Source organism: Pseudomonadota bacterium (assembly GCA_026388255.1).
Classification (GTDB): Bacteria; Desulfobacterota; Syntrophorhabdia; order Syntrophorhabdales; family Syntrophorhabdaceae; genus JAPLKB01.
Window position 1 is genome coordinate 1 of sequence record JAPLKC010000133.1, and the last position, 20,795, is coordinate 20,795.

Below are 20,795 nucleotides of genomic sequence, written 5' to 3' on the forward strand. Positions count from 1 at the left end.
CACCGTAAAATCGATTTTCTAATGTTTTTACTTTTCACTATTCACCTTTTTTTACCTTTAGCCTTTATCCTTTCACCTTTAGCCTTTCTTATACCAGCGCCCTTCTCATGGCCATATCGAAAAGCACCCGCTCTCTTGCTTTGTCAATCCCCAGCGCTTTTCTCTTTTTATCAATGTGGTCGATCATAAGATGGGCTGCCTTTACAGGGTCAGCCTCGAATGCCCACATGCCCCCTAACATATCCTCGTACTCTTCAAAAAGATGGCGGGTAACATGGTCGCTCCCTGTTGTGGGCCATGTTGTTCCAAAGACCGTATAAACGCCTGAGGCTACAAAATACTGTCCGATGGCAAGGGCCTTTTCGCTCATCCATTCCGGCGCAGCACCTGCAGCAGGCAGATCGCTGATATCGTCACCGAGTCCCCCTTCCTTCACCATGGCCGTTGCGGCTATGAGAATCCTCGAATTGTCAACACATGCGCCCATGTGTAAAACAGGCGGGATACCCACTGTCTCGCAGACCTCGGCCAGTCCTGCACCGGCATACTCGCGGGCCGCTTCCGGCGTCAGGAGTCCTGCCTTTCCGCATGCCATTGCCGCACACCCTGTTGTCAATACAAGTACATCGTTTTTAATAAGTTCTTTTATCATTGCAAGGTGCGCTGCATCGTGGGGCGTCCTTACATTGTTGCATCCCACAACACCAGCCACTCCTCTAATCCTTCCGTTTATGATATTGTCGTTCAAGGGTCTGTAGCTTGCCCTGAAAAGTCCGCCCAGGAGATAGTTGATCGTTTCATGACTGAAACCTGCCACAATGTCCTGTGAATAGTTGGGTATATACACCTCATGCCGCCTGTTAGGGTAATTTTCTATCGCCATCTTCAGGATGCTTTTTGCTGTATCAAGACCATTTTCAGGATGGAATTCCATATGGGTTGCGCCTTCTATCTTCGCCCTGTCGGATGTACTGACAAGCCGTGTATGAAAGCACTCTGCCACACTCTGGAGACCCTGCATCTGGCACTGCACGTCAACAGTCATCAGTTCCACTGCGCCGGTAACCAATGCAAGCTCCTGCTGAAGAAAATTCCCCGCGCAGGGGATGCCGTGTCTCATGAGCACTTCGTTGGCAGAACAGCACATGCCGGTAAGGTTCAGACCTTTTGCGCCGACTTTCTCGACAAGCTCTTTGATCTGGGGGACCCTGCTCGCAGTAACGAGCAGCTCGGGCAGTAAAGGCTCATGGCCGTGGACTATCACATTTACCTGGTCCTCCTTTAAAACACCGAGATTTATGCTGCCAAGGACAGGCACCGGGGTGCCGAACATAATATCCTGTAAATCGGTGGATATCATGGAACCGCCCCATCCGTCGGCAAGGGCGCATCTCGTTGCCTGAAGGAGTATGTGCCGGTAATCCTGGTCAACGCCCATATGCGTCCTGTGCATGACCTCCACAACTTCCCTGTCAATGCCCCTCGGCATAACACCGTGTTTTCTCCAGATTTCCTGCCTTTTCAGTGGGGCCTTCTTTGTGTAGACAAGTTCACCGTGTTGTTTTCCAAATTCTTCCAAAGCCTTGCCGCCAAGTTCAACGGCTATGTCCTTCATCTCTCTGTTCTCAATTTCAATACCGAAATCGAGGGCAACCTCAAGGAGTTTTACTTCATCTTGAATCGCAAACCCCTGGGCTTCACCGCGCGCTGTTTTGATAAATGTCTCTGCCACCTCTCTCGCATGGTCGGAGTGAGAGGCAGAACCTGCTGCAATCTTCCGGGCAAAGTTCCTTGCGACAACCGTGTCGATTGTAGCGCCGCATACCCCTCTGCGTTCCTTCTGCTCATCTTTTTTAGACCTGGGAAGCCTGCATGGTCCCATAGCACATACCTTACAGCAGCTTTCCTCAATGCCTATAGGACATGGCTTTATTTCATCTGCACGGGAAAAAGCTGTGCTTATCCCATCTTTCTGAGCTTTGTCCAGAAGTTCAATAGTTGCCCCGTCTACACTTCTTATCTTATTATCAGACATATCTACCTCTTAAAGAGTTAGCTCTTTAATCATATCCTTAATGAGTGCCGCACTGTCGGGGTGTCTCATAATCGCAATATCTGCTCCGGCAATCAGAAGGCTCATGGCCGTAACAGCCTCCATCAGCACAGACCTCTTCTTTTCATCCCCGAGCTTCGGTTCTTCTGCTTTAGTCAATCTTGTCTCCCTCGTCTTCCAGACCTCCTGGGCAAGATTACAAACAATGGGATACTGGAGTTTCGCATCCTCCTGGGTAAGGGCTGCCATCCTGTCGCGCTCAATCACAGAATAAGAATATTCAAGACCATAACCCAGCCCGCCGGTTGTGGGGTCCATAGCGATTTTTTCATCAGGCACACCAAGGTTCCCTAAGAGGATATTTAACTGTTTTGCAAGGTTTACGTCTATCGGGGTTGATGCAAGCACAACATGATTATATGCAATAGCTACTGCCCCGATCTGCTTGTAGTTTTTTTCTGTTACCGGGCCGATTGCAACATTCTTCCCTTCGCACACCTCGGCTACCCTTCTTAATAAAACAATGTCCTTTTCGTCATCACCTGTTCCCCAGATGATAAGAGGGACATCAACAGCATCGGCAACCCTCTTGACCACAGCCACAACCTCTTCCACGTCCCTGTTCATACCGTTAGGGTCAGCGCTCTTAAGCTGCAAAGCAATGATCTCGGCATCATATACATCTACGCATTTTTTTGCCCATGCGGCAGGGTCATTGATAACATCCGCAAAAGGCTCTATGGCCCATGCCTGCCATTCCTGCGGCTCGTTGTCCCACACTTCAAAGGCTATTCTCGGCTGATTGACCATTTCCCCTTCAAAAAGATAAAAGGGATAGCAGTTCCCGCCGCCTATAGTAATTGCCTTTGGTCCAACACCGATTTTTATATCCTTTATCTTCCCTGAATATTTTATTTTTGGAATTTCAAAAGCCATTGCCCCTCCTTTTTACTATTCACTACCTTTTCGTTTTTCGCTCCCATACCAATCTTTACTGTACCAGTACCGGAGAGCTGTCTTTATATAGCCGAGCCTTTCTTCGCGGGTTGCAAGCTTTGTCCTCCAATCCTGCTGACCTTCAGGTTTGCCTTCCTCAAAGGTAGCACCGAGTACTTTCACTTTTTTCCCGTCAAAGCCTTCTTTTTCATCATATTGGTAATCGGTCATATTATCCCCTCATTGCTTACTCTTTTTCACCTGCTCTTCTTTCAGGCGACCTTGGTCTCCACCATTACCTTATCAAAAGATTGTATAATAAGTTGTCCTATATCAACAGTTTTTGATACTGAAAGAATTTCAATCCCAACCACACTGCCGTTTACGTCGTAATCCAATATAACGCCATCCGCTATTTCGTCTGTATTTTCTATTTTTGTTTCTTTTAAACGGATATAAAGCGCATCTGCATCTTGTGAGTAATGCATCCTCATTTTTGTTCCCCTTTCGTGTATTTTTTTATTTTGTCAGTCAAACACACAGTTATAAGTTTATTTCCCTCAAAGATTACTCTAGCAAGTTTATTTTCTACTTTCTTTTGATACGCAATGCGTCCGTATTTTTCCGGTGTCACTTCATCGGGTTCATTTATCGTTAATTCCACCAATTTCTTCGGTATCTCTCTTTCCTTAATTTGTTCTTCTATATGATCAAGCCAAAGCCATTCTTTAGACTTCATTCAATATTTACCATTTGTTGTTTTCTGTCAACTCCCCACCAGATTTTCCACCTAAAGAACACAGGCTAAAGTCTGCGCCTACGTGTCTATCCTCATTTTCGCTGCCTGTATCGTATTCAGCATTAACATCGTTATCGTCATCGGTCCAACGCCGCCCGGTACCGGCGTTATCATGGATGCCTTTTCCTTAACGCCATCGAAATCCACATCCCCGCACAGCTTTGCCTTTCCTTCCGGCGTCATCCCTATTCTGTTTACACCTACATCTATAACAACAGCACCTTCTTTTACCATGTCAGCAGTTATCGCCCTGGGTCTACCCGCAGCCACTATGAGAATATCGGCACGTTTTGTGTGAGAAGCAAGGTCTCGTGTTCCTGTATGGCACAAAGTGACCGTTGCGTTTGCGCCTTTTGCCTTCTGGACAAGCATCATTGCAATAGGTTTCCCTACAATATTGCTCCTCCCGACAATCACTACCTCTGCACCGTCTATCTGTACACCGCTTCTCATGAGCAGATGTTGGATTCCATATGGCGTACAAGGATAGAAACGGGCTTCTCCAATCATAAGCCGCCCAACGTTCGTGGGGTGAAAACCATCTACATCCTTGTCGGGATCTATTGCATAAAGAACCCTGTTTTCATTTATCTGCTTCGGTAGCGGCAATTGTACGAGTATTCCATGTATCTTTGGATCTTTGTTGTATTTTTGAATGATTTCAAGAAGCGCCTCTTCGGAAACATCTTCCGGCAGATCCTCCTGAACTGAATAAAACCCGAGGTCTTTTGCCGTCTTCTGCTTTGCCGTCACATAACTCACAGATGCAGGGTTCCTGCCCACAATAATCGTTGCAAGCCCGGGCGCAATTCCATGCTGCTCCATTAACCTTGCAGCATCTTCTTTGATCTCTTCTCTGATCCGGGATGCAATCTCTGTCCCGCTTATGATCTTCGCCGTCATATAAACTCCTGATTTTGTTAAAATGTTAAATATTCTACATTCTACATTCTACATTCTAAATTCTAAATTCAGCGTTTTCTCAAATATTTTATATGCATCAACAAGGACTGCCGATTTTTTATCAAGGGAAAATATGGGTTTCCCTTCAATATCATCTCTTGCAAGCACATCGTCGTCCCTTATAGTGCCTGCCACCTCTCCGCCGTTTTGTGCGGCTATACCTGTCAGCTTATCCCCCTGACCATCTTTTAATCTGTTGATCACAATCTCAACCTTTTTTATATTCAAGCCCAGATCCCCGATCAGGTCAAGGATACGTTTTGCAGTCATCACGCCCCTCGGTGTCGCATCCGAAACAACATATAATTGGTCTATATCCTGGGTAACAAGCCTGCTGATGTGCTCCATGCCGGCTTCATTATCCACAACCACATAGGCATAGTTCTCTTTCAAGGTATCAATAGATTTTTTTGCAAGGCTGTTTGCAGCACAATAGCAACCCGGTCCTTCAGGCCTGCCCATGACAAGGAGGTCAAAACCCTTGCTCTCGATAATTGCCTCGTGTACCTTGTATTCGAACCAGACATCCTTTGTCATACCCTGGGGCACATCCTTCTTCATAAGCTCGCGTGTCTCACCGATCGTTGCTGTGACGTCTACGCCGAGCAGTTCATTCAGGTTTGAATTCGGATCGGCATCTACGGCAAGGACAGTCCCATCTTTCACTTCCTCAATAAGATACCTTATCAGAAGTCCGCAGATTGTTGTCTTCCCGACTCCGCCTTTTCCGGCAATTGCTATAACTTTTGGCATTATTTACACCTTTATTTTTGATTGCCGATTTCCGATATTAAAACCGGTAATGTTTTAACTCATTTTACATTGCGCAAGCTGAACCCTGTCTGCCTACTATCCGCCGTTCACTATTCACTATTCACTGCTTTTTAAGCTTCTCCATCACCCCCGGAAATTCCTCCTGATTAGTATGGGGCAGAAACATTGCCGCTATATACTCGTCCATAAACTTGTTGTTATTTGAAAGCTCAACATTCATCATTGTTTTTGCAATTTTCTCCGTCTCATTTAGAAATCTCTTGCTGAATGAGAGTAACCGGGCACCCAGAAGAGAGCCATTCCCTACAAAAATAAATTTATTCAGAGGCAATCCGGGCAGCAACCCGATAATCTGCGCCTTTTCAAGGTCGATATAATGACCGAATCCGCCTGATATTATAACCATATCTACATCCTTAAAGGCAATACCAACATTGTCGAGGAGAACCTTGCAGCCGGCATATATAGCTGCTTTTGCCCTCATCAGGTTGTTTATATCCACTTCGGTGATTACAATATCTCTGTCAATACAGGTCTCGGATGTATAGCAGACCACATATTCATAACCGCTGTCCCCTTCTCTTATTCTCTTTGTCTGAATATCTCTTTTAAACTTGCCGTTCTGGTCTATCAGGCCAACTTCAATAAGTTCTGCAACAAGATCGATCAAACCCGAGCCGCATATGCCCATAGGCTTTACCCGTCCGATAGTAAGCGTCATAGGCTCAAAAGTAGAAGGTTTAATCCTGATCTGTTCTATTGCGCCCTTTCCTGCCCTCATACCGAACTTAATCCCGCCACCCTCAAAGGCAGGGCCGGCAGAGCATGATGCGCATACAAGCCAGTCTTTATTCCCGAGTACAATTTCACCGTTCGTTCCTATATCCATAAACAGGGTTGTCTTGTCTCTTTGAAAAACCCCTGAACCGAGGACTCCTGCAACAATATCTCCACCTACATATGAAGCTACACAGGGAAAAACATATACATGGACATGGTTCTTCACATTTATACCGAGCGTTTCTGCTCTGACAGGGGGAAAAATTGTTGTTGTCGGCGTATATGGCGAAAGCATAATATATTTAGGGTCCAGACCAAGGACAATATGCGTCATGGTGGTATTTCCGGCAAATACGAGATGCGATATGTGTTCCGCATTAACGCCGCTTATTTCTATAAGTTCTTTTATCAGGTCGTTGATCGTGCGGATCACAACTTCCTGCAGCTTCTTCAGCCCTCCTTTTTTTTGAGAGTACATGATCCTTGATATCACATCTTCCCCGTAACTGATCTGGGCATTGTAATCGGATGATTCTGCCAGTGTGCACAAATCTCTGCCGGCACCCGTCGGCGCCTTGAGCTTAAACACACTGCAGTTTGCAAGGTCGAGAAGCTGTGCGCAAACTGTCGTCGTTCCAATATCTATCACTATTGAATAGTTTTTTTCCTCAGTATTGCCGGGCTCAACGTTAATCAGTTTATACCCTTCTCTTATTTGAACTATTGTAACCGTGGCCTTCCAGGCGGCATCCCTCAGGACCCTGCTCAACCTTGCAAGAACTTTAAAGTCAACAGAGATGCCGTCAATACCATATTTCTCCTTCAGCGCCCTCGCAAGTCTCGCGAGGTCTGATACATTATCCTCCATAGACGGTCGCTCAAACTCAATATATCTCTTAGATACTGCAGGATCCACATCCCATCCCGTTACAAGCTCACCGATGTCTGATGCAGAGAGAATAGAGGTTGCCTTACTTCTCCTTTTTAGCGCAAGTCTATCCACCTGCGACTCAAGAGGCACTTCGATTGTCATATCTGTATGTGGGATCGTCATGCATGCGAGTCTTATGCCCGAATCGTACTCCGATTCCGATATTTCAGGATGAACCCCGGAAGGTGCGTTGCCTTTCAGCACCTTGATCCTGCACTTCCCGCAAGAGGCATTACCACCGCAGGAAGCGTTAATATGGATGCCGGACTTCATTGCTGCTTCAAGTACAGTCTCTCCGTTCTCAGAAAAACATACCCTGTCTATGGGAAGGAATTTAATCTTATATTTTGCCATTCAAATCCTCAGTTTATAATATTAACAAATTATTGGCAATTTTCAACATATTACATCCATATATTGCATAAAAACAGACTATTTATTATTTTACCTCGATAAACCTGACTTCAGGCATTTCCCGAGGTCATGACTGTTTGCCAACCCTTAAAGGGGACATGATGACAAACACAAAAAGATAAAGTTTACCATTAAAAACACGGCTAATGCTTTGTGTATCACATTTACTCCATATTATTATTGACGTTCAAAGAATATCATCGTATAGTGTTTACTATAGTGAATTATGTATAACGCGCCTATTCTGAAAAAATCGCTTGAAGTTCTCAAGTTTATCGTTGACAGTGGGACCCCCCTCGGCGTCACAGAAATATCAAAAAACCTGTCTGTAAGCAAAAGCACAATATACGGGATATTAAACGCCCTGAAAGACGAAAAATTTGTTGATAAAGACAACAAAACCAAGAAATATATCATCGGGACAGAGTTGTATGAGCTTGCAAAAAAGGTATTTAAGGGTGGAGAGATCGTAATGGTCGCCAGACCTTTCCTGGAAAAGCTCGTTTCACTCGTGGATGAAACCACCTTTCTTTGCATAAGAGAAGCTGCTGTTGCCAGGGTACTCGATGCCATAGAAGCAAAAAAAGCGCTCAAAATATCCTCTCCGATAGGCACACGATTCCCGATTACCGCATCTGTTCTCTGCAAGGCATTTCTTTCCCCTATGGACAACGAAAGTATAAAGATGTTTTTGAAAGAGAAGGGGCTGCCGCGATATACTGAAGACAGCATTACCGATATTGATGAATTTCTTAAAGAGATTGATAAAATGAGGGAAGCGGGCTACAGTCTTGATCTTGAGGAATATTTAAAGGGGGTACGGGCCGTGGCAACACTTATTTATTCAGGCGGTGTGCCTGTCGGGGCCATCTGTATAATCGGCTTCTCAACCTCAATGTATGACGATAAGCTGCCTTCCATAATCCAGCATTTGAAGAACACGGCTCAGCAGATAAGCGAAAGACTATCTCAATTAAAAATATTATTGTAGCAACAGACGCCGAAACAATCCTGACCTTATCTCCAACAATATTATAGCCACTTTTTTCTCTTGAAATAAGCCAGCATAAAAGCTGCAATAACTGCCATAAGAATAAGCACGGCGGGATAACCCCATTTAGATTCAAGCTCCGGCATAAACTTAAAATTCATGCCGTATAAACCGACTATAAACGTTAATGGTATAAAAATGGTAGCGATCATGGTCAATACTTTCATAATCTCATTTGTCTTATTGCCGATGCTTGAAAGGTAAATGTCAAGCATCCCGGAAAGCATTTCCCTGAAAGTCTCTACCGAATCAATAACCTGAATCGTATGGTCATAGACATCCCTCAGGTAAAGGCGTGTTGATTTTTGTATAAGTGCAGACTCTCCTCTTTCAAGAGTCCCGATCAACTCCCTTAACGGCCAGACAGATCTGCGTAAAAATATCATCTCACTCTTTAATTTGTGAAGAAAACTCAATGTTTCCGGTTTAGTGTTTCTAATCAATTCTTCCTCTAAGATGTCTATGGTTTCTCCAAGCTTCTCAAGGACAATAAAATAATTATCAATAATTACATCAATCAGGGAATATACAAGGTAGTCAGCCCCCAGTTTTCTAATCCGCCCTTTATTGTTTCTTATTCTGTCCCGAATATACTCAAATACGCCGCCTCCCGTTTCCTGAAATGAAATGACATAATTGTGTCCCAGTACCAGACTGACCTGTTCAGTTTTTATTTCCCTGTGAGCATCATCGTAAGAGATCATCTTTAATACAATATAAATATAACTATCATAATCTTCTATTTTAGGGCGCTGGTCGGTATTTAATATATCTTCCAGTAAAAGAGGGTGTAAATTAAAGCACTGTCCTGTTTTTTCAATGACCTCCACATCATGAATGCCTTCTATGTTTATCCAGGTAATTGTCGGTTTGTCCTTAAAAGAAGAACATTCCTCAATGCTGCTGATTTCCATTTCCTTAAATTGCGTTTCATCATAGTCAATAAGCGTGATTCTGGAATTTTCCGTTTTTTGCTCTCCGATATGAATGAGGGTTCCAGGAAGTAAACCCGTTTTTTTAGACCGATTTTTTACATTTTTCAAATTTATAGCCCTCCTCTCTGGCCCGTTCGTTCAAATCAGCTTAAGATCGCTGAGTAAAATCGCTGATGATAGACCTTCCCCCCTCCTCCCCGGCCTGACAGAATGAACCTCCACGCAGCAGAGCTGCGAGGTATCATAGGAATGGGGAGCATTATTATTCCCCCTCACCCTGCCCTCTCCCTCAAGGGGCGAGGGAATTTGGTTAACCCGAAGCAAAGCTTCGAGGAATCAATTGATTGTAATAAAAGTCTCTGTTTATCCGGCAATAAATCAATATTTTATCCTTCTCAGGAACAGTCCTTTAGCCGGCGCCGTTGGGCCTGCCTTCTCGCGGTCTTTTGATTCAAGGATCGCCCGGAAATCATTCTCGGTGAGCTTCCCTGATCCTACAAGCATAAGTGTCCCGACAATATTTCTAACCATATAACGTAAAAAACCGGTACCCTCTATCACAACGTATATCAAATCTCCTCTCTTTTTTACACCTGCTTGTAATACTTCCCGTATAGGATTTTGATAAAATGTATTCTTTTTTTTAAAAGCAGAAAAATCGTGAGCCCCTGTAATCCGTTTGATTGTCCGGTGCATTGACAACACGTTGAGGGCATACGGTATATGCCACACATACCGTGTATAAAAGGGTGAACTGCATGACGAGTTTAAAATAGAATATGTATAAATTTTACTCCTTGCAGAATACCGTGAGTGGAAATCCTCGTCTGCTTTACGTGCATCGCTTATCCTGATATCCGGGGGCAACAGGCTGTTTAAGCCTCTGATAAGCCCCTTAAGCTCTATGACGCTATTGGTAAAAAAATTTACTGTCTGCCCGTATGCATGGACCCCGCTGTCCGTTCTTGCCCCTGCAAAAAGTTTAATATGATGATTGACGATTTTTTCAATTCTTTCTTGTAAGGTTTGTTGTATGGTTATCAAATCCGGCTGGCATTGCCATCCATGATAATTAGTCCCATCGTATGAAACAATAAGAGATATATTTTGCATTTACTAATTCTATCGTGGCTTCTTTTTAACACCTTGCTCTATTTTTATGCCTTCTTTCGGCTTTTCAGCTTCTTTTGTCTCAGGCTTCAGTTTAATCTTCCCTTTTTCTTCATAATTGATATTTTCATCAAGTTTTGTATAAAGCTTCTCTAATTCTTTTTTTAACCCGATGTTTTCAGCCTTTAAAAAATTATTCTCCTCTTTCAAAAGTCTTGTTTCCTCTTTCAAGCCTTTTACTTCCTTGCCGCAGGAGAAGCATCCTGTCGCGATCAGGGAAAGTACCATAAAAATTGTTATAGCTTTCATATAAACATTATTTTCTATCAATGCGTTCCTATTTGTCAACAGGTTAATGTTTATGCTAAAGTAATATAAAAAAACCACGCTAATAATGGAGGCGTCTTAAATGCACACATCTGTAATAACTATCCCGATTGAAGAGGAAATGAAAAGATCTTACCTTGACTATGCAATGAGCACAATAATAGGCAGGGCATTGCCGGACATCAGAGACGGCTTGAAACCGGTCCATAGAAGAATTTTGTTTGCAATGTACGATTTGAACAACATGCACGACAAACCATATAAAAAATCTGCAAGGGTTGTCGGCGATGTCATCGGTAAGTATCACCCGCACGGAGATCAGTCAGTATACGATGCAATCACGAGGATGGTGCAGGATTTTTCCCTCAGATATCCCTTGATAGATGGTCAGGGCAATTTTGGCTCCATAGACGGAGATGCACCTGCTGCAATGAGGTACACGGAAGTAAGACTTACAAGAATGGCCGAAGAGATACTGAAGGACATGGAGAAGGAAACGGTCTCTTTTAAGACAAACTATGATGACTCTCTCGTTGAACCTGTTGTCATGCCGTCAAAAATACCGAACCTGCTAATTAACGGCTCCTCCGGCATTGCAGTCGGTATGGCAACAAATATACCTCCCCACAACCTCACGGAAATCATCAATGGCATAATATCGTATATTGATAATCCCGCTATTACGCTGGATGAACTTATAACGCTTATACCGGGACCGGATTTTCCCACACATGCCATCATTTACGGCAGACAGGGGATAAGGGAAGCCTACGAAACAGGAAGAGGGCATATCATCCTGCGTGCGAGAGCCCAGATAGAAAAGAAAAAGGAGCACAAAGAGGCGATAGTCATAACGGAAATACCGTATCAGGTCAACAAGGCACGTCTTATTGAAAATATCGTAGAACTGATAAATGCAAAGCGGATTGAGGGTATATCAAACATAAAAGATGAATCAAACAGGGAAGGTATGAGGATCGTTCTGGAGTTGAAAAGGGGTGAGATGGCCGAGCCCATTTTGAATCAACTCTATAAGCACACCCAGCTCCAAACAACCTTCGGCATTATTTTCCTTGCAATTGTGAACAATGAGCCTAAAACCCTCACCCTGTTCCAGTTGATCGAAGAGTTTGTAAAATTCAGAAAAGATATAGTAACTAAAAGATCTATCTTTGAGTTGAATAAAGCCCTGGATCGGCTACATATCCTTGAAGGGTTCAAAATAGCGCTTGACCACATAGATGAAGTAATCAGTCTTATTAAACAGGCAAAAACGGTTGCAGAAGCACGGGCCTCACTGATAGAACGTTTTACCTTTTCCGAAAAGCAGGCTACGAGCATTCTGGAAATGCGTTTGCAACGCCTTACATCCCTTGAAAGAACAAAAATTCTTGACGACTATACCAGCACCTCAGAAGAAATAGCAAAATTGCAGCAGATTCTTGGAGACGAAACGCTCCTCATTGGAGTAATAAAAAAAGAGCTTATTGAAATAAAAGAAAAATATGGCGACGGCAGACTGACGGAAATAGTCGATCAACTGCCTGACATCACCAAGGAAGACATGATTAAAGAGGAAGAGGTCGTTGTAACTATCACATACCGTGGTTATACAAAGCGAACCCCCCTGGATCAGTACAAACACCAGGCAAGGGGCGGCAAAGGGAAAATAGGTTTTATAGTAAAGGAAGAAGATTTTGTAGATCATCTGTATGTTGCTTCCACACATTCCTATATAATATTCTTTACCAACTCCGGGAAGGCACACATTGTAAAAGTTCACACCATCCCCGAAGCCCCCATGTCATCAAAGGGGAAACCGATTATTAACCTTGTAAACATCGATAAAACCGAAAGGATAACGGCTGTAGCACACGTGAAAGATTTTTCAGAGAACAAATATCTTTTCTTAGTCACAAAAAAGGGGCAGGTAAAGAAGATAAGTCTCGACTCCCTGAAGCACTTACGAGCTCCTGGCATACGCGTAATCAGCCTTCCGGAAGATGACAGCCTCATAGGGGTACTCGAAACTGAAGGACAAAACGAAATCGAGATTGCCACAAAAAAAGGCAAGTCAATAAGGTTTGAGGAAAAAGAGATACGGCCTATGGGCAGGGTTGCATACGGGATACGAGGCATAAGACTTACAAAAAATGATGAGGTGGTTTCTGTTGAAATTGTCAACCAGGACTGCAATGTTTTTACAGTAACCGAAAAGGGTTATGGAAAACGTGCGCCCTGCAGCGAATACAGGGTCCAGGCAAGAGGCGGTAAGGGCATCATAAGTGTAAGATGCGGGGCAAAAAACGGTGAAGTAGTATGTTTAAGACAGGTAAGCGAAAATGATGAAGTAATACTTACAACGGATAACGGAAGGACAATACGATTCAAAATCCAGGATATCCCTGTCCAGAAAAGAGGCGGTCTCGGAGTAAAACTTATGGACTTAAGGGGTGCTGAAAAAATAGTCGGCGCCGTGGTCACATCGGCAATGGCTGAGATAGCAGACACAACATTTGAGGAGTAACGGCAATTCCGGATTCTGGATGTTAGATGTTGATGCACTCGTAAAAGTCCAAAACCTGTCACTCCGGTGAAAACCGGAGTCCAGAACACATTGAAATCACTGGATTCCCACGCTTGTGCCCTTCAGGGTATTCGTGGGAATGACAAAACGACAGAAATACGACTTTTCACGAGTTCATTAGATGTTGGATTGTACATGAAAAAACAGATTAGAGTATGTAAACAATTCAAATGTTAGAAAATAAAACAAAGTTGAAAATCGGGGTAATCGGCGCCGGTGCATGGGGGACTGCATTTTCCATGCATCTTGTAAGAAAAGGCTACAAGGTACTTCTGTGGGTTTTTGAAAGGGAACTTTATGAAATACTTAAAAGAGAGCGGATAAACAGGTACTATCTGGAAGGTTTTTCATTACCTGCACAAATTGACTTTACCGATAATCTCTCTGAGCTCGCAGATTATTCAGATGATATCGTTATCGCAACACCTTCCTTTGCTTTGCAGGAAACCCTGGAAAAGGTATCCTGCCCCCTTTTGAATAAAAATATATTGCTCCTCACAAAAGGATTTGAAACAGAAACGCTGCTGCGCATGAGTGAGGTTGTAGAAAAATGCCTGGGCAGAAGAAATACCCGCATCGCAGTACTTTCAGGCCCATCCTTTGCAAAAGAGGTCGCCTTGGGTGCATTCACATCCGTTGTTGTGGCATCAAAACACAGCAAGCTTTCCTCATATTTTCAAAAACATATGCATGATGATAATTTTCGTATATATACAAGCAAAGACATTGTAGGTGTAGAACTGGGCGGCGCAATGAAAAATGTCATGGCTATAGGCGCAGGCATTATAGAAGGTTTGGCGCTCGGCACAAACACCCAGGCAGCCTTCATAACACGAGCCCTTGCTGAAATCAAAAGACTCGGCAAGGCCCTTGGCGCAAAGGAAACCACCTTCATGGGTCTTTCCGGCATAGGCGACCTGATGCTCACATCCTATGGACAGCTCAGCAGGAACAGAATGTTCGGGGTAGAACTCTCAAAAGGAAAAAGACCGGAAGATATTATAAAATCACAGAACACTGTTGTTGAGGGGTACTACACGATTAAGGCCGCATATAGACTCTCTAAAACACTGAACATAGAGATGCCTATCACTGAGGAACTGCATAAAGTCGTCTTTGAAGGGAAAAGCCTCCAGACGTCTCTCAAAGATATTAAGAGCAGGGCTCTTAAAGAAGAAGATATATAAAACCGATTTGTAATTTAGAATTGCGAATTGCGAATTTTAAAATGCAAAATCACAGTCAAATATCAAAGAAAAACGCAGATTTTGAATACATCATGGTATAAGGGGGTTATATGGATTTGAGAGTTATTGAAAATATGGAAGCGCCCGAGTTGAGAAGCTATATTGAGTTCCTCCTCTGGCATTACAGGGTTGTCGATGCGTTCTGGTTTTTATATGTGGCAGAAGATTTCGATCAACCAACTGCGGAACATCTTAACGAAAAGGTCTGGGGGCGTGTACCACAAATGGCAGCAAAAGATCTGATCAGGCGTTTCAATATTAAAGAAAAAGGGTTGGCAGGCTTTGTTAAAACCCTCAGACTTTTTACATGGACAATTATTGTAGGATATGAGATTGAAGAAAAGGAAAATGAGGTGATCATAACCATACCTCACTGTCCCACGCAGGAAGCCCGTTTAAAACGCGGCATCGGAGAATTCGTATGCAAGGAGATGCATAAAGCTGAATTTACAGCCTTTGCTCATGAGATTGATCCTGACATCAAAGTCGAGTGTCTCTTTGCGCCTCCCGACCCTCATCCGGGCGATACTTTCTGCAAGTGGAGATTTACCATTTAATATTTGTGGACCCCCGCAGTTCGTTGATAAAGGTTTTACTTATTAAGCTGAATAATTCATTCAATCTTGCCAGAGCTCAATAAAAAATCTCCTTCGACTTATGTAAAAAGTAAAGATACGCGGGTTTGCCTGCCTGCGGCAGACAGGCCGTAATGAATCTTTCTCTCGTTCCGGCAAAAAAACCTGCTTTAACTCTGCGCTCTCTGTGGACTTGAACGACCGTAAGGGAGTGGGCCTGTCCTCGCTTGGCGGGGGCCTGTCCCCTGCCAAGGGGGCGAGAGAGAAAAGCATTAAAAGCATTTACCTCTTACAGGGGCAACATAGTACACGGAGAAAGGCAAGATATTTTGATATTTTTTATTTAGACGAAGCATCCTGACCCCTGACACCTGTCCGCGGAAGCGGGAGATCATTCGAGGGCAGGCAATGGCTATAATTTGGATGGGGTGATGGGTGTACTGGTTGTATATGAAAAAAGACATAAAGATTTGCCTCAGGAAATCCGTGTAACAGTTACACAGATTTCTGAAATAGTCGGAAAAACAATAAGGACGCTGTTTAACGGGCTATCTCTTTTAAAACTTGTTTTAAAAATATTGGAAGCATGAACTCGATATCCATATAAATTATCTTTTAATTTTTACTGCCCATTATTTCCGTTTTTTATTGCCTCCCAACCGTTTTTTATCTTATCCGGGCAGTGTTTTTTTCCATGTTTCAGACATTCATAATATTTTTTCGGGATTTCCGATTTATCAACTGCTTTTGGGTCATAATAAATATTTGCACCAATATCTTCAGCCACATATTCCTTAAATAATTCTTCCAGTCTATTCTGCAACATCCCTTTGATTTCCACGACACGGACATCATATCCGATGTTGCGGAGGTTTTCCCGAAGCATGTGGTTTATATGGCCGGTGCATATTTCAATTCGATGGGTGACCGGGGCCGCATTGAACTGAGCAAGGACTTGTAGCGCAAGCTCAGTATACTTTACGAGATATCTCCCTGTTTGAATACCAACCTCGGGATCATCTCTGAAATACTCAACAGGCACTACGGCACTTAAAACATTTTTTTCGTCTGAAACACCCACCATTACGCCGCACAAGGGGAACCCCCATCCGGCATCGTCTATTCGTAATACAGGGAGGTTCGGCAAAACAAAACTTTCATAATCTTCTTCCAGGAGTTTCTCCAGAATGTGCATGTCAATGCACACCAGACTATGCCCTTCTTTTTTTTTATTATAACGATATATTTTTATATTCCATTTCGGGGTAATTACCCCTTCTTCCGCTCCACAATACGATACTTTTAAAGATCTATTATTTTCTGTCTTTGGAACTATTAACCCCTTCTCGGAAGCACATGTGAGTTTGGCCTGGATAAAGTCCGCTTCTTCCCGGGAGAAAACTCTCTTTGAAAGGTTGATTTGCATTAATTACGCCTACTTTAATTGTTTCCGATAAAACCCCCACTAAGAGGATTGCTTGTTTTAAAAAAAGAATTTTTACGGGGGCTATGCAGGCAAGGCTTCCTGGGAGAACGGTAGGGACGTTGGAACGGTAGGGACGTTGTTTCATACGTTGCATTGCAGTTCTTAGAGCACAGCTTTCAGGTGGTAATCCTTACTCTTGCGAAACCGCGCAGGGCATTGATAAGTAGGTGTAAGAAAAATCATACCTGTGATGATGTGACAGACATATTTCTATTGATAATCCTTGCCCTTGGGAAACTGCGAAGCTCACCAGGCGGGAAATCTCCCCGGATGGACAGCAGGATATTATAAATAAGTAAATAACTCCCCGATATTACGGCAAGAAGCTCAAAATATAGGACAAGTGATGGGAAACTACAAGAGATTGCTATTGCGGAAGCTAAAAGGTATAATGTTTGAAATACTTTTGGCTTATCAATCGAAACCATATTTGCACATTGAAGGCAAAAGGAGGGAATATGTATGGTGCCTGAACCGTTTCTTGAAAAGATAATTCAGCGAATAGTAAGCAAATTTAACCCTTATAAAATCATTCTCTTCGGCTCACACGCTTATGGTACCCCGTCTGAACATAGCGATATATACTTGCTCGTTATAATGGATACCAATGAGAAACCTCACAAAAGGGCGATACCGATAAGAAAGTTGCTTAAAGACATCGGTATCCCAAAAGATGTTATTGTGAAGACACCGGAAGAATTCGAAAAGTTCAAAGATATTATAGGCACAATAGTTTTCCCTGCTGCTCACAAAGGAAAGGTAATCTATGAACAGCGATAAATTGAATGTGGTGAAATCCTGGTTTATGAAGGCTAACAATGACCTCAGAGTTGCTGAGCATATAATTACCATTGACGATCCACCCTGTGATACAGTCTGTTTTCATGCCCAGCAATGTGCCGAAAAATACCTTAAAGGGAAAATATAACGGGGATCATATAACCATCTGAAGATGGGAAAACGGACGTGGTATACAAAAAAGTCTTCCTCAATCAACAACCTCATCAATCAGGGTAAGGTATACCGAATAAGGGTGATGATATATAAAGGTTAATCCGGGTTGACCAACCAAGAGAAAAATACAGACAAAATTGCTTAAAAACGCTACTGCTTTTTCTCCGGCTCTTTAGTGCCCCCGCCGAGGAGTTTCTCAATCAACGGGATATCCGCGCCTTGCACATGCATTCCCTTTATCCAGAGCTGAGGAGTGCTGTTGATGCCCATTGCCTTTGAAATCCGCCTGTGTTCATTGATAAGGGCTTCCACTTTTTCGTCATCACATATTGCAAACTTCATCCCGTCGAGATCACCGTTCATCGCCTCTTTATAAGCCGCTTCACTGTCTTTTGCGCAAAAGATATATTTTATTTTCTGCTCCGCATCTTTATGCATTGCCAGCGAGACAAAAAACACGTATCTAATAATGTTTTCCTGTTTCGAAAGATATTTTGAAGCATCCCTGCAATATGTACAATCCGGATCGGTAAATTCAATGATAATACGTTCACCCTTCCCGATTTTTAAAGCCTTTTCAAGAGATAGGGTCTTGACTTTTTCCGTTATTATTGCGCTCTCGCGCTCATCCGTCAGGTTCTTGCCTGTCGAATTCCATATGGAACCGGCAAACAGATAGTTTTTCTCAGGAAAATAGTATAGTATCCTTCCCGGCATGTTTATCTCATACATGCCTTCAATATCTGCTCTTCTGATACTTTCGGCCTTAACCCTCGGAAAGGCTTCTTTAAATTTTTCCATTACTTTTGCATCCAAATCACTCTGCGCAAATCCTGGTATTGAAAAACCCGGCAAAATAATAAATATTAACAGCCCACCGGCTAACAGTCTTCCAAGCATATCGCTCCTCCTTGCAGCATAATATAAATTATTTGACGACCTTTTTGTACTGTGTTATTCTCAAAATTGCAGAAAACAAAGCCATTGGTTTCAAGTGTTCGACTTTTCAGGCTTCGTCTATGCACTTATCACTCATCTCATATTCTAAAGGAGGTACATATGTCAACAATATACGATGTCTTTGCTCGGGAAGTACTGGACAGCAGGGGTAACCCCACAGTAGAAGTTGAAGTTGCACTGGAAAGCGGGTCTATAGGCCGGGCAATCGTTCCTTCCGGCGCATCAACCGGCGAGAGGGAGGCCCTTGAACTGAGAGATGGTGATGCAAAAAGGTATAAAGGAAAGGGCGTCCTGAAAGCAGTGGAGAATGTAAACCAGACAATAGCGTCAAAGATCGAAGGATTCGATGCGCTTGAACAGGCATATCTTGATAATTTTCTCATCAAGCTTGATGGAACAGAGAATAAAAGCAATCTCGGGGCAAATGCAATTCTCGGTGTCTCAATGGCGGTTGCCAGAGCAGCCTCGGATTATCTGGGATTACCCCTGTACCGGTACATAGGAGGCATCAGGCCAAGAGAGATTCCGGTGCCCCTCATGAATGTAACAAATGGCGGCGCCCATGCCCAGAATCCACTTGATGTACAGGAGTTTATGATAGTGCCTGTCGGTGCAGAGAGCTTTAAGGAAGCGATCAGGATGGGTGTTGAGGTCTTTCATACCCTGAAGGGTGTGTTGAAAGACAAGGGATATGCCACAGGTGTAGGCGACGAAGGAGGTTTTGCACCACAGATCGCCTCCACAAAAGAGGCCCTCGATACCCTCATTACAGCTATTAAAAAAGCAGGGTACAAACCGGGAGAGGACATACTGCTGGCATTGGATGTAGCAGCAAGCGAACTTTACAAAAAGGGGAAATACCACATAGACGGTAATGTATGGACCAGCGATAAGCTGATTGATTTCTATGAATCACTCATAAATGACTACCCTATCATTTCAATCGAGGATGGGTTGGCTCAGAACGACTGGAAAGGATGGAAAAAATTTACCGATAGATGCGCATCCAGGATACAGATTGTGGGAGACGACATATTTGTAACAAACCCTAAAATTTTCAGGGAAGGTATAATGGAGGGCATAGCCAACAGTATATTGATAAAATTAAACCAGATCGGAACGGTAACTGAAACGCTTACAACAATTGAAATGGCAAAAAGAGCAGGTTATACCTGTGTTATTTCCCATCGGTCAGGAGAAACTGAAGATACTTTTATTGCCGACCTTGCCGTTGCAACAAATACAGGACAGATAAAAACAGGCTCTGCATCAAGAAGTGAAAGGATCGCTAAATACAATCAACTTCTGAGAATAGAAGAAGAGATGGATGATACTGCGGTCTTTGGAGGAAAAGAAGTATTTTACAGTATACGGTCTTAGCAAAAACTGTGGAGCCTGATACCCACAAGCACGGGCAAGAGGTTATCAGGCTCCACAGGCTTAATTCCTATCCGTTCATTTCTATAAGTCCGAATTTGGACAATTCTCCAAGCAGGCTTTGTTTTCCGATGGGTTTAATCAGATAAGATGTAGCCCCTTCCTTGTATAGGGCTTTCATAACATTTTTTGGATCTCCAAGGGCAGTAGTCATAATAACCTTTACCTCTGTTGAATTTACAATGCCCATCTCTGCCTCTATTCCCCTTATTTTCGCCAGGGCTTCGTGTCCGTCCATGTTCGGCATCATAATATCCATACAGATAAGATCATAAGGGTTGCCTTCCGTCCAGGCTACCTTAAAAGCTTCGACAGCCTCTTCTCCATTAATGGCGATATCACATTCACCGTATTTGGAGAGAATTCCCTGCATCAATTTGCGGCACGTAAAATCATCTTCTGCGATCAAAACTTTCATAGACAACACCTCCTGACTGATTTATTGTAACAAGGTTGCCCTTGTTTGCCCGTCTTCG

Annotated in this window: 22 protein-coding genes; 8 read left to right on the forward strand and 14 right to left on the reverse strand. The window is 43.3% G+C overall.

Annotated features, from left to right (window positions below; genetic code table 11):
- Nucleotides 1–88: 88 nt before the first annotated feature.
- The 8 genes from cooS to NT178_18185 all read right to left on the reverse strand — a co-directional run bounded on the left by cooS (nt 89) and on the right by NT178_18185 (nt 7,590).
- The gene (gene cooS, locus NT178_18150; protein MCX5814441.1) at nt 89–2,035 is read right to left on the reverse strand and encodes an anaerobic carbon-monoxide dehydrogenase catalytic subunit; all 1,947 of its coding nucleotides are present in this window, start codon (nt 2,033–2,035) and stop codon (nt 89–91) included.
- Between the two features lie 9 nt (nt 2,036–2,044).
- Nucleotides 2,045–2,989: an acetyl-CoA decarbonylase/synthase complex subunit delta gene (locus NT178_18155; GenBank protein ID MCX5814442.1), complete on the reverse strand. Its 945-nt coding sequence runs from the start codon at nt 2,987–2,989 to the stop codon at nt 2,045–2,047.
- A 15-nt stretch (nt 2,990–3,004) separates the two neighbouring features.
- The gene (locus NT178_18160; protein MCX5814443.1) at nt 3,005–3,220 is read right to left on the reverse strand and encodes a hypothetical protein; all 216 of its coding nucleotides are present in this window, start codon (nt 3,218–3,220) and stop codon (nt 3,005–3,007) included.
- 41 nt (nt 3,221–3,261) lie between these two features.
- Nucleotides 3,262–3,483, reverse strand: coding sequence for a DUF2283 domain-containing protein (locus tag NT178_18165; protein ID MCX5814444.1), 222 nt, complete (start codon nt 3,481–3,483; stop codon nt 3,262–3,264).
- On the reverse strand, nt 3,480–3,728 hold the full coding sequence (locus NT178_18170) for a hypothetical protein (GenBank protein ID MCX5814445.1): 249 nt from the start codon (nt 3,726–3,728) through the stop codon (nt 3,480–3,482). Before NT178_18170 ends, NT178_18165 begins: the two co-directional genes overlap by 4 nt.
- A gap of 78 nt (nt 3,729–3,806) precedes the next feature.
- Nucleotides 3,807–4,691: a bifunctional methylenetetrahydrofolate dehydrogenase/methenyltetrahydrofolate cyclohydrolase FolD gene (gene folD / locus NT178_18175; GenBank protein MCX5814446.1), complete on the reverse strand. Its 885-nt coding sequence runs from the start codon at nt 4,689–4,691 to the stop codon at nt 3,807–3,809.
- Between the two features lie 48 nt (nt 4,692–4,739).
- Nucleotides 4,740–5,504, reverse strand: coding sequence for an AAA family ATPase (locus tag NT178_18180; protein ID MCX5814447.1), 765 nt, complete (start codon nt 5,502–5,504; stop codon nt 4,740–4,742).
- A 121-nt stretch (nt 5,505–5,625) separates the two neighbouring features.
- Nucleotides 5,626–7,590, reverse strand: coding sequence for an ASKHA domain-containing protein (locus NT178_18185; protein MCX5814448.1), 1,965 nt, complete (start codon nt 7,588–7,590; stop codon nt 5,626–5,628).
- A 286-nt stretch (nt 7,591–7,876) separates the two neighbouring features.
- Between NT178_18185 and NT178_18190 the strand changes: the two genes are divergently transcribed.
- Nucleotides 7,877–8,641: an IclR family transcriptional regulator gene (locus tag NT178_18190; GenBank protein ID MCX5814449.1), complete on the forward strand. Its 765-nt coding sequence runs from the start codon at nt 7,877–7,879 to the stop codon at nt 8,639–8,641.
- Nucleotides 8,642–8,682: 41 nt separating this feature from the next.
- Here the strand turns inward: NT178_18190 and corA are convergent, their stop codons facing one another.
- The 3 genes from corA to NT178_18205 all read right to left on the reverse strand — a co-directional run bounded on the left by corA (nt 8,683) and on the right by NT178_18205 (nt 11,055).
- Nucleotides 8,683–9,744 carry a magnesium/cobalt transporter CorA gene (gene corA, locus NT178_18195; protein ID MCX5814450.1) on the reverse strand — a complete coding sequence of 354 codons (1,062 nt, stop codon included), beginning with the start codon at nt 9,742–9,744 and terminating at the stop codon, nt 8,683–8,685.
- Between the two features lie 270 nt (nt 9,745–10,014).
- Nucleotides 10,015–10,749: a tRNA pseudouridine(38-40) synthase TruA gene (gene truA / locus NT178_18200; GenBank protein MCX5814451.1), complete on the reverse strand. Its 735-nt coding sequence runs from the start codon at nt 10,747–10,749 to the stop codon at nt 10,015–10,017.
- Between the two features lie 9 nt (nt 10,750–10,758).
- Nucleotides 10,759–11,055 (reverse strand): hypothetical protein, encoded by a 297-nt coding sequence (locus tag NT178_18205; protein MCX5814452.1) that lies wholly within the window; start codon nt 11,053–11,055, stop codon nt 10,759–10,761.
- 100 nt (nt 11,056–11,155) lie between these two features.
- Here NT178_18205 and gyrA point away from each other — a divergent pair, with 100 nt between their 5' ends.
- The 4 genes from gyrA (at nt 11,156) to NT178_18225 (ending at nt 16,072) form a co-directional block, all read left to right on the forward strand.
- The gene (gene gyrA / locus NT178_18210; GenBank protein ID MCX5814453.1) at nt 11,156–13,600 is read left to right on the forward strand and encodes a DNA gyrase subunit A; all 2,445 of its coding nucleotides are present in this window, start codon (nt 11,156–11,158) and stop codon (nt 13,598–13,600) included.
- 230 nt (nt 13,601–13,830) lie between these two features.
- Nucleotides 13,831–14,847 (forward strand): NAD(P)-dependent glycerol-3-phosphate dehydrogenase, encoded by a 1,017-nt coding sequence (locus tag NT178_18215; GenBank protein ID MCX5814454.1) that lies wholly within the window; start codon nt 13,831–13,833, stop codon nt 14,845–14,847.
- 110 nt (nt 14,848–14,957) lie between these two features.
- Nucleotides 14,958–15,464, forward strand: coding sequence for a DUF6125 family protein (locus tag NT178_18220; protein ID MCX5814455.1), 507 nt, complete (start codon nt 14,958–14,960; stop codon nt 15,462–15,464).
- Between the two features lie 449 nt (nt 15,465–15,913).
- Complete coding sequence (locus NT178_18225; GenBank protein MCX5814456.1) at nt 15,914–16,072, forward strand: hypothetical protein; 159 nt, start codon at nt 15,914–15,916, stop codon at nt 16,070–16,072.
- Between the two features lie 32 nt (nt 16,073–16,104).
- Here the strand turns inward: NT178_18225 and NT178_18230 are convergent, their stop codons facing one another.
- A complete protein-coding gene (locus tag NT178_18230) occupies nt 16,105–16,908 on the reverse strand; it encodes a hypothetical protein (protein MCX5814457.1) in 804 nt (267 codons plus the stop codon).
- Between the two features lie 522 nt (nt 16,909–17,430).
- Between NT178_18230 and NT178_18235 the strand changes: the two genes are divergently transcribed.
- Together NT178_18235 and NT178_18240 are read left to right on the forward strand one after the other, a co-directional pair.
- Nucleotides 17,431–17,748: a nucleotidyltransferase domain-containing protein gene (locus NT178_18235; protein ID MCX5814458.1), complete on the forward strand. Its 318-nt coding sequence runs from the start codon at nt 17,431–17,433 to the stop codon at nt 17,746–17,748.
- A complete protein-coding gene (locus NT178_18240; GenBank protein MCX5814459.1) occupies nt 17,735–17,896 on the forward strand; it encodes a HEPN domain-containing protein in 162 nt (53 codons plus the stop codon). Before NT178_18235 ends, NT178_18240 begins: the two co-directional genes overlap by 14 nt.
- Before the next feature lie 176 nt (nt 17,897–18,072).
- Here the strand turns inward: NT178_18240 and NT178_18245 are convergent, their stop codons facing one another.
- Nucleotides 18,073–18,822 (reverse strand): DsbC family protein, encoded by a 750-nt coding sequence (locus NT178_18245; GenBank protein MCX5814460.1) that lies wholly within the window; start codon nt 18,820–18,822, stop codon nt 18,073–18,075.
- Between the two features lie 159 nt (nt 18,823–18,981).
- Between NT178_18245 and eno the strand changes: the two genes are divergently transcribed.
- Complete coding sequence (gene eno / locus NT178_18250) at nt 18,982–20,262, forward strand: phosphopyruvate hydratase (protein ID MCX5814461.1); 1,281 nt, start codon at nt 18,982–18,984, stop codon at nt 20,260–20,262.
- 67 nt (nt 20,263–20,329) lie between these two features.
- Here the strand turns inward: eno and NT178_18255 are convergent, their stop codons facing one another.
- The gene (locus tag NT178_18255) at nt 20,330–20,737 is read right to left on the reverse strand and encodes a response regulator (GenBank protein MCX5814462.1); all 408 of its coding nucleotides are present in this window, start codon (nt 20,735–20,737) and stop codon (nt 20,330–20,332) included.
- Nucleotides 20,738–20,795: the final 58 nt, after the last annotated feature.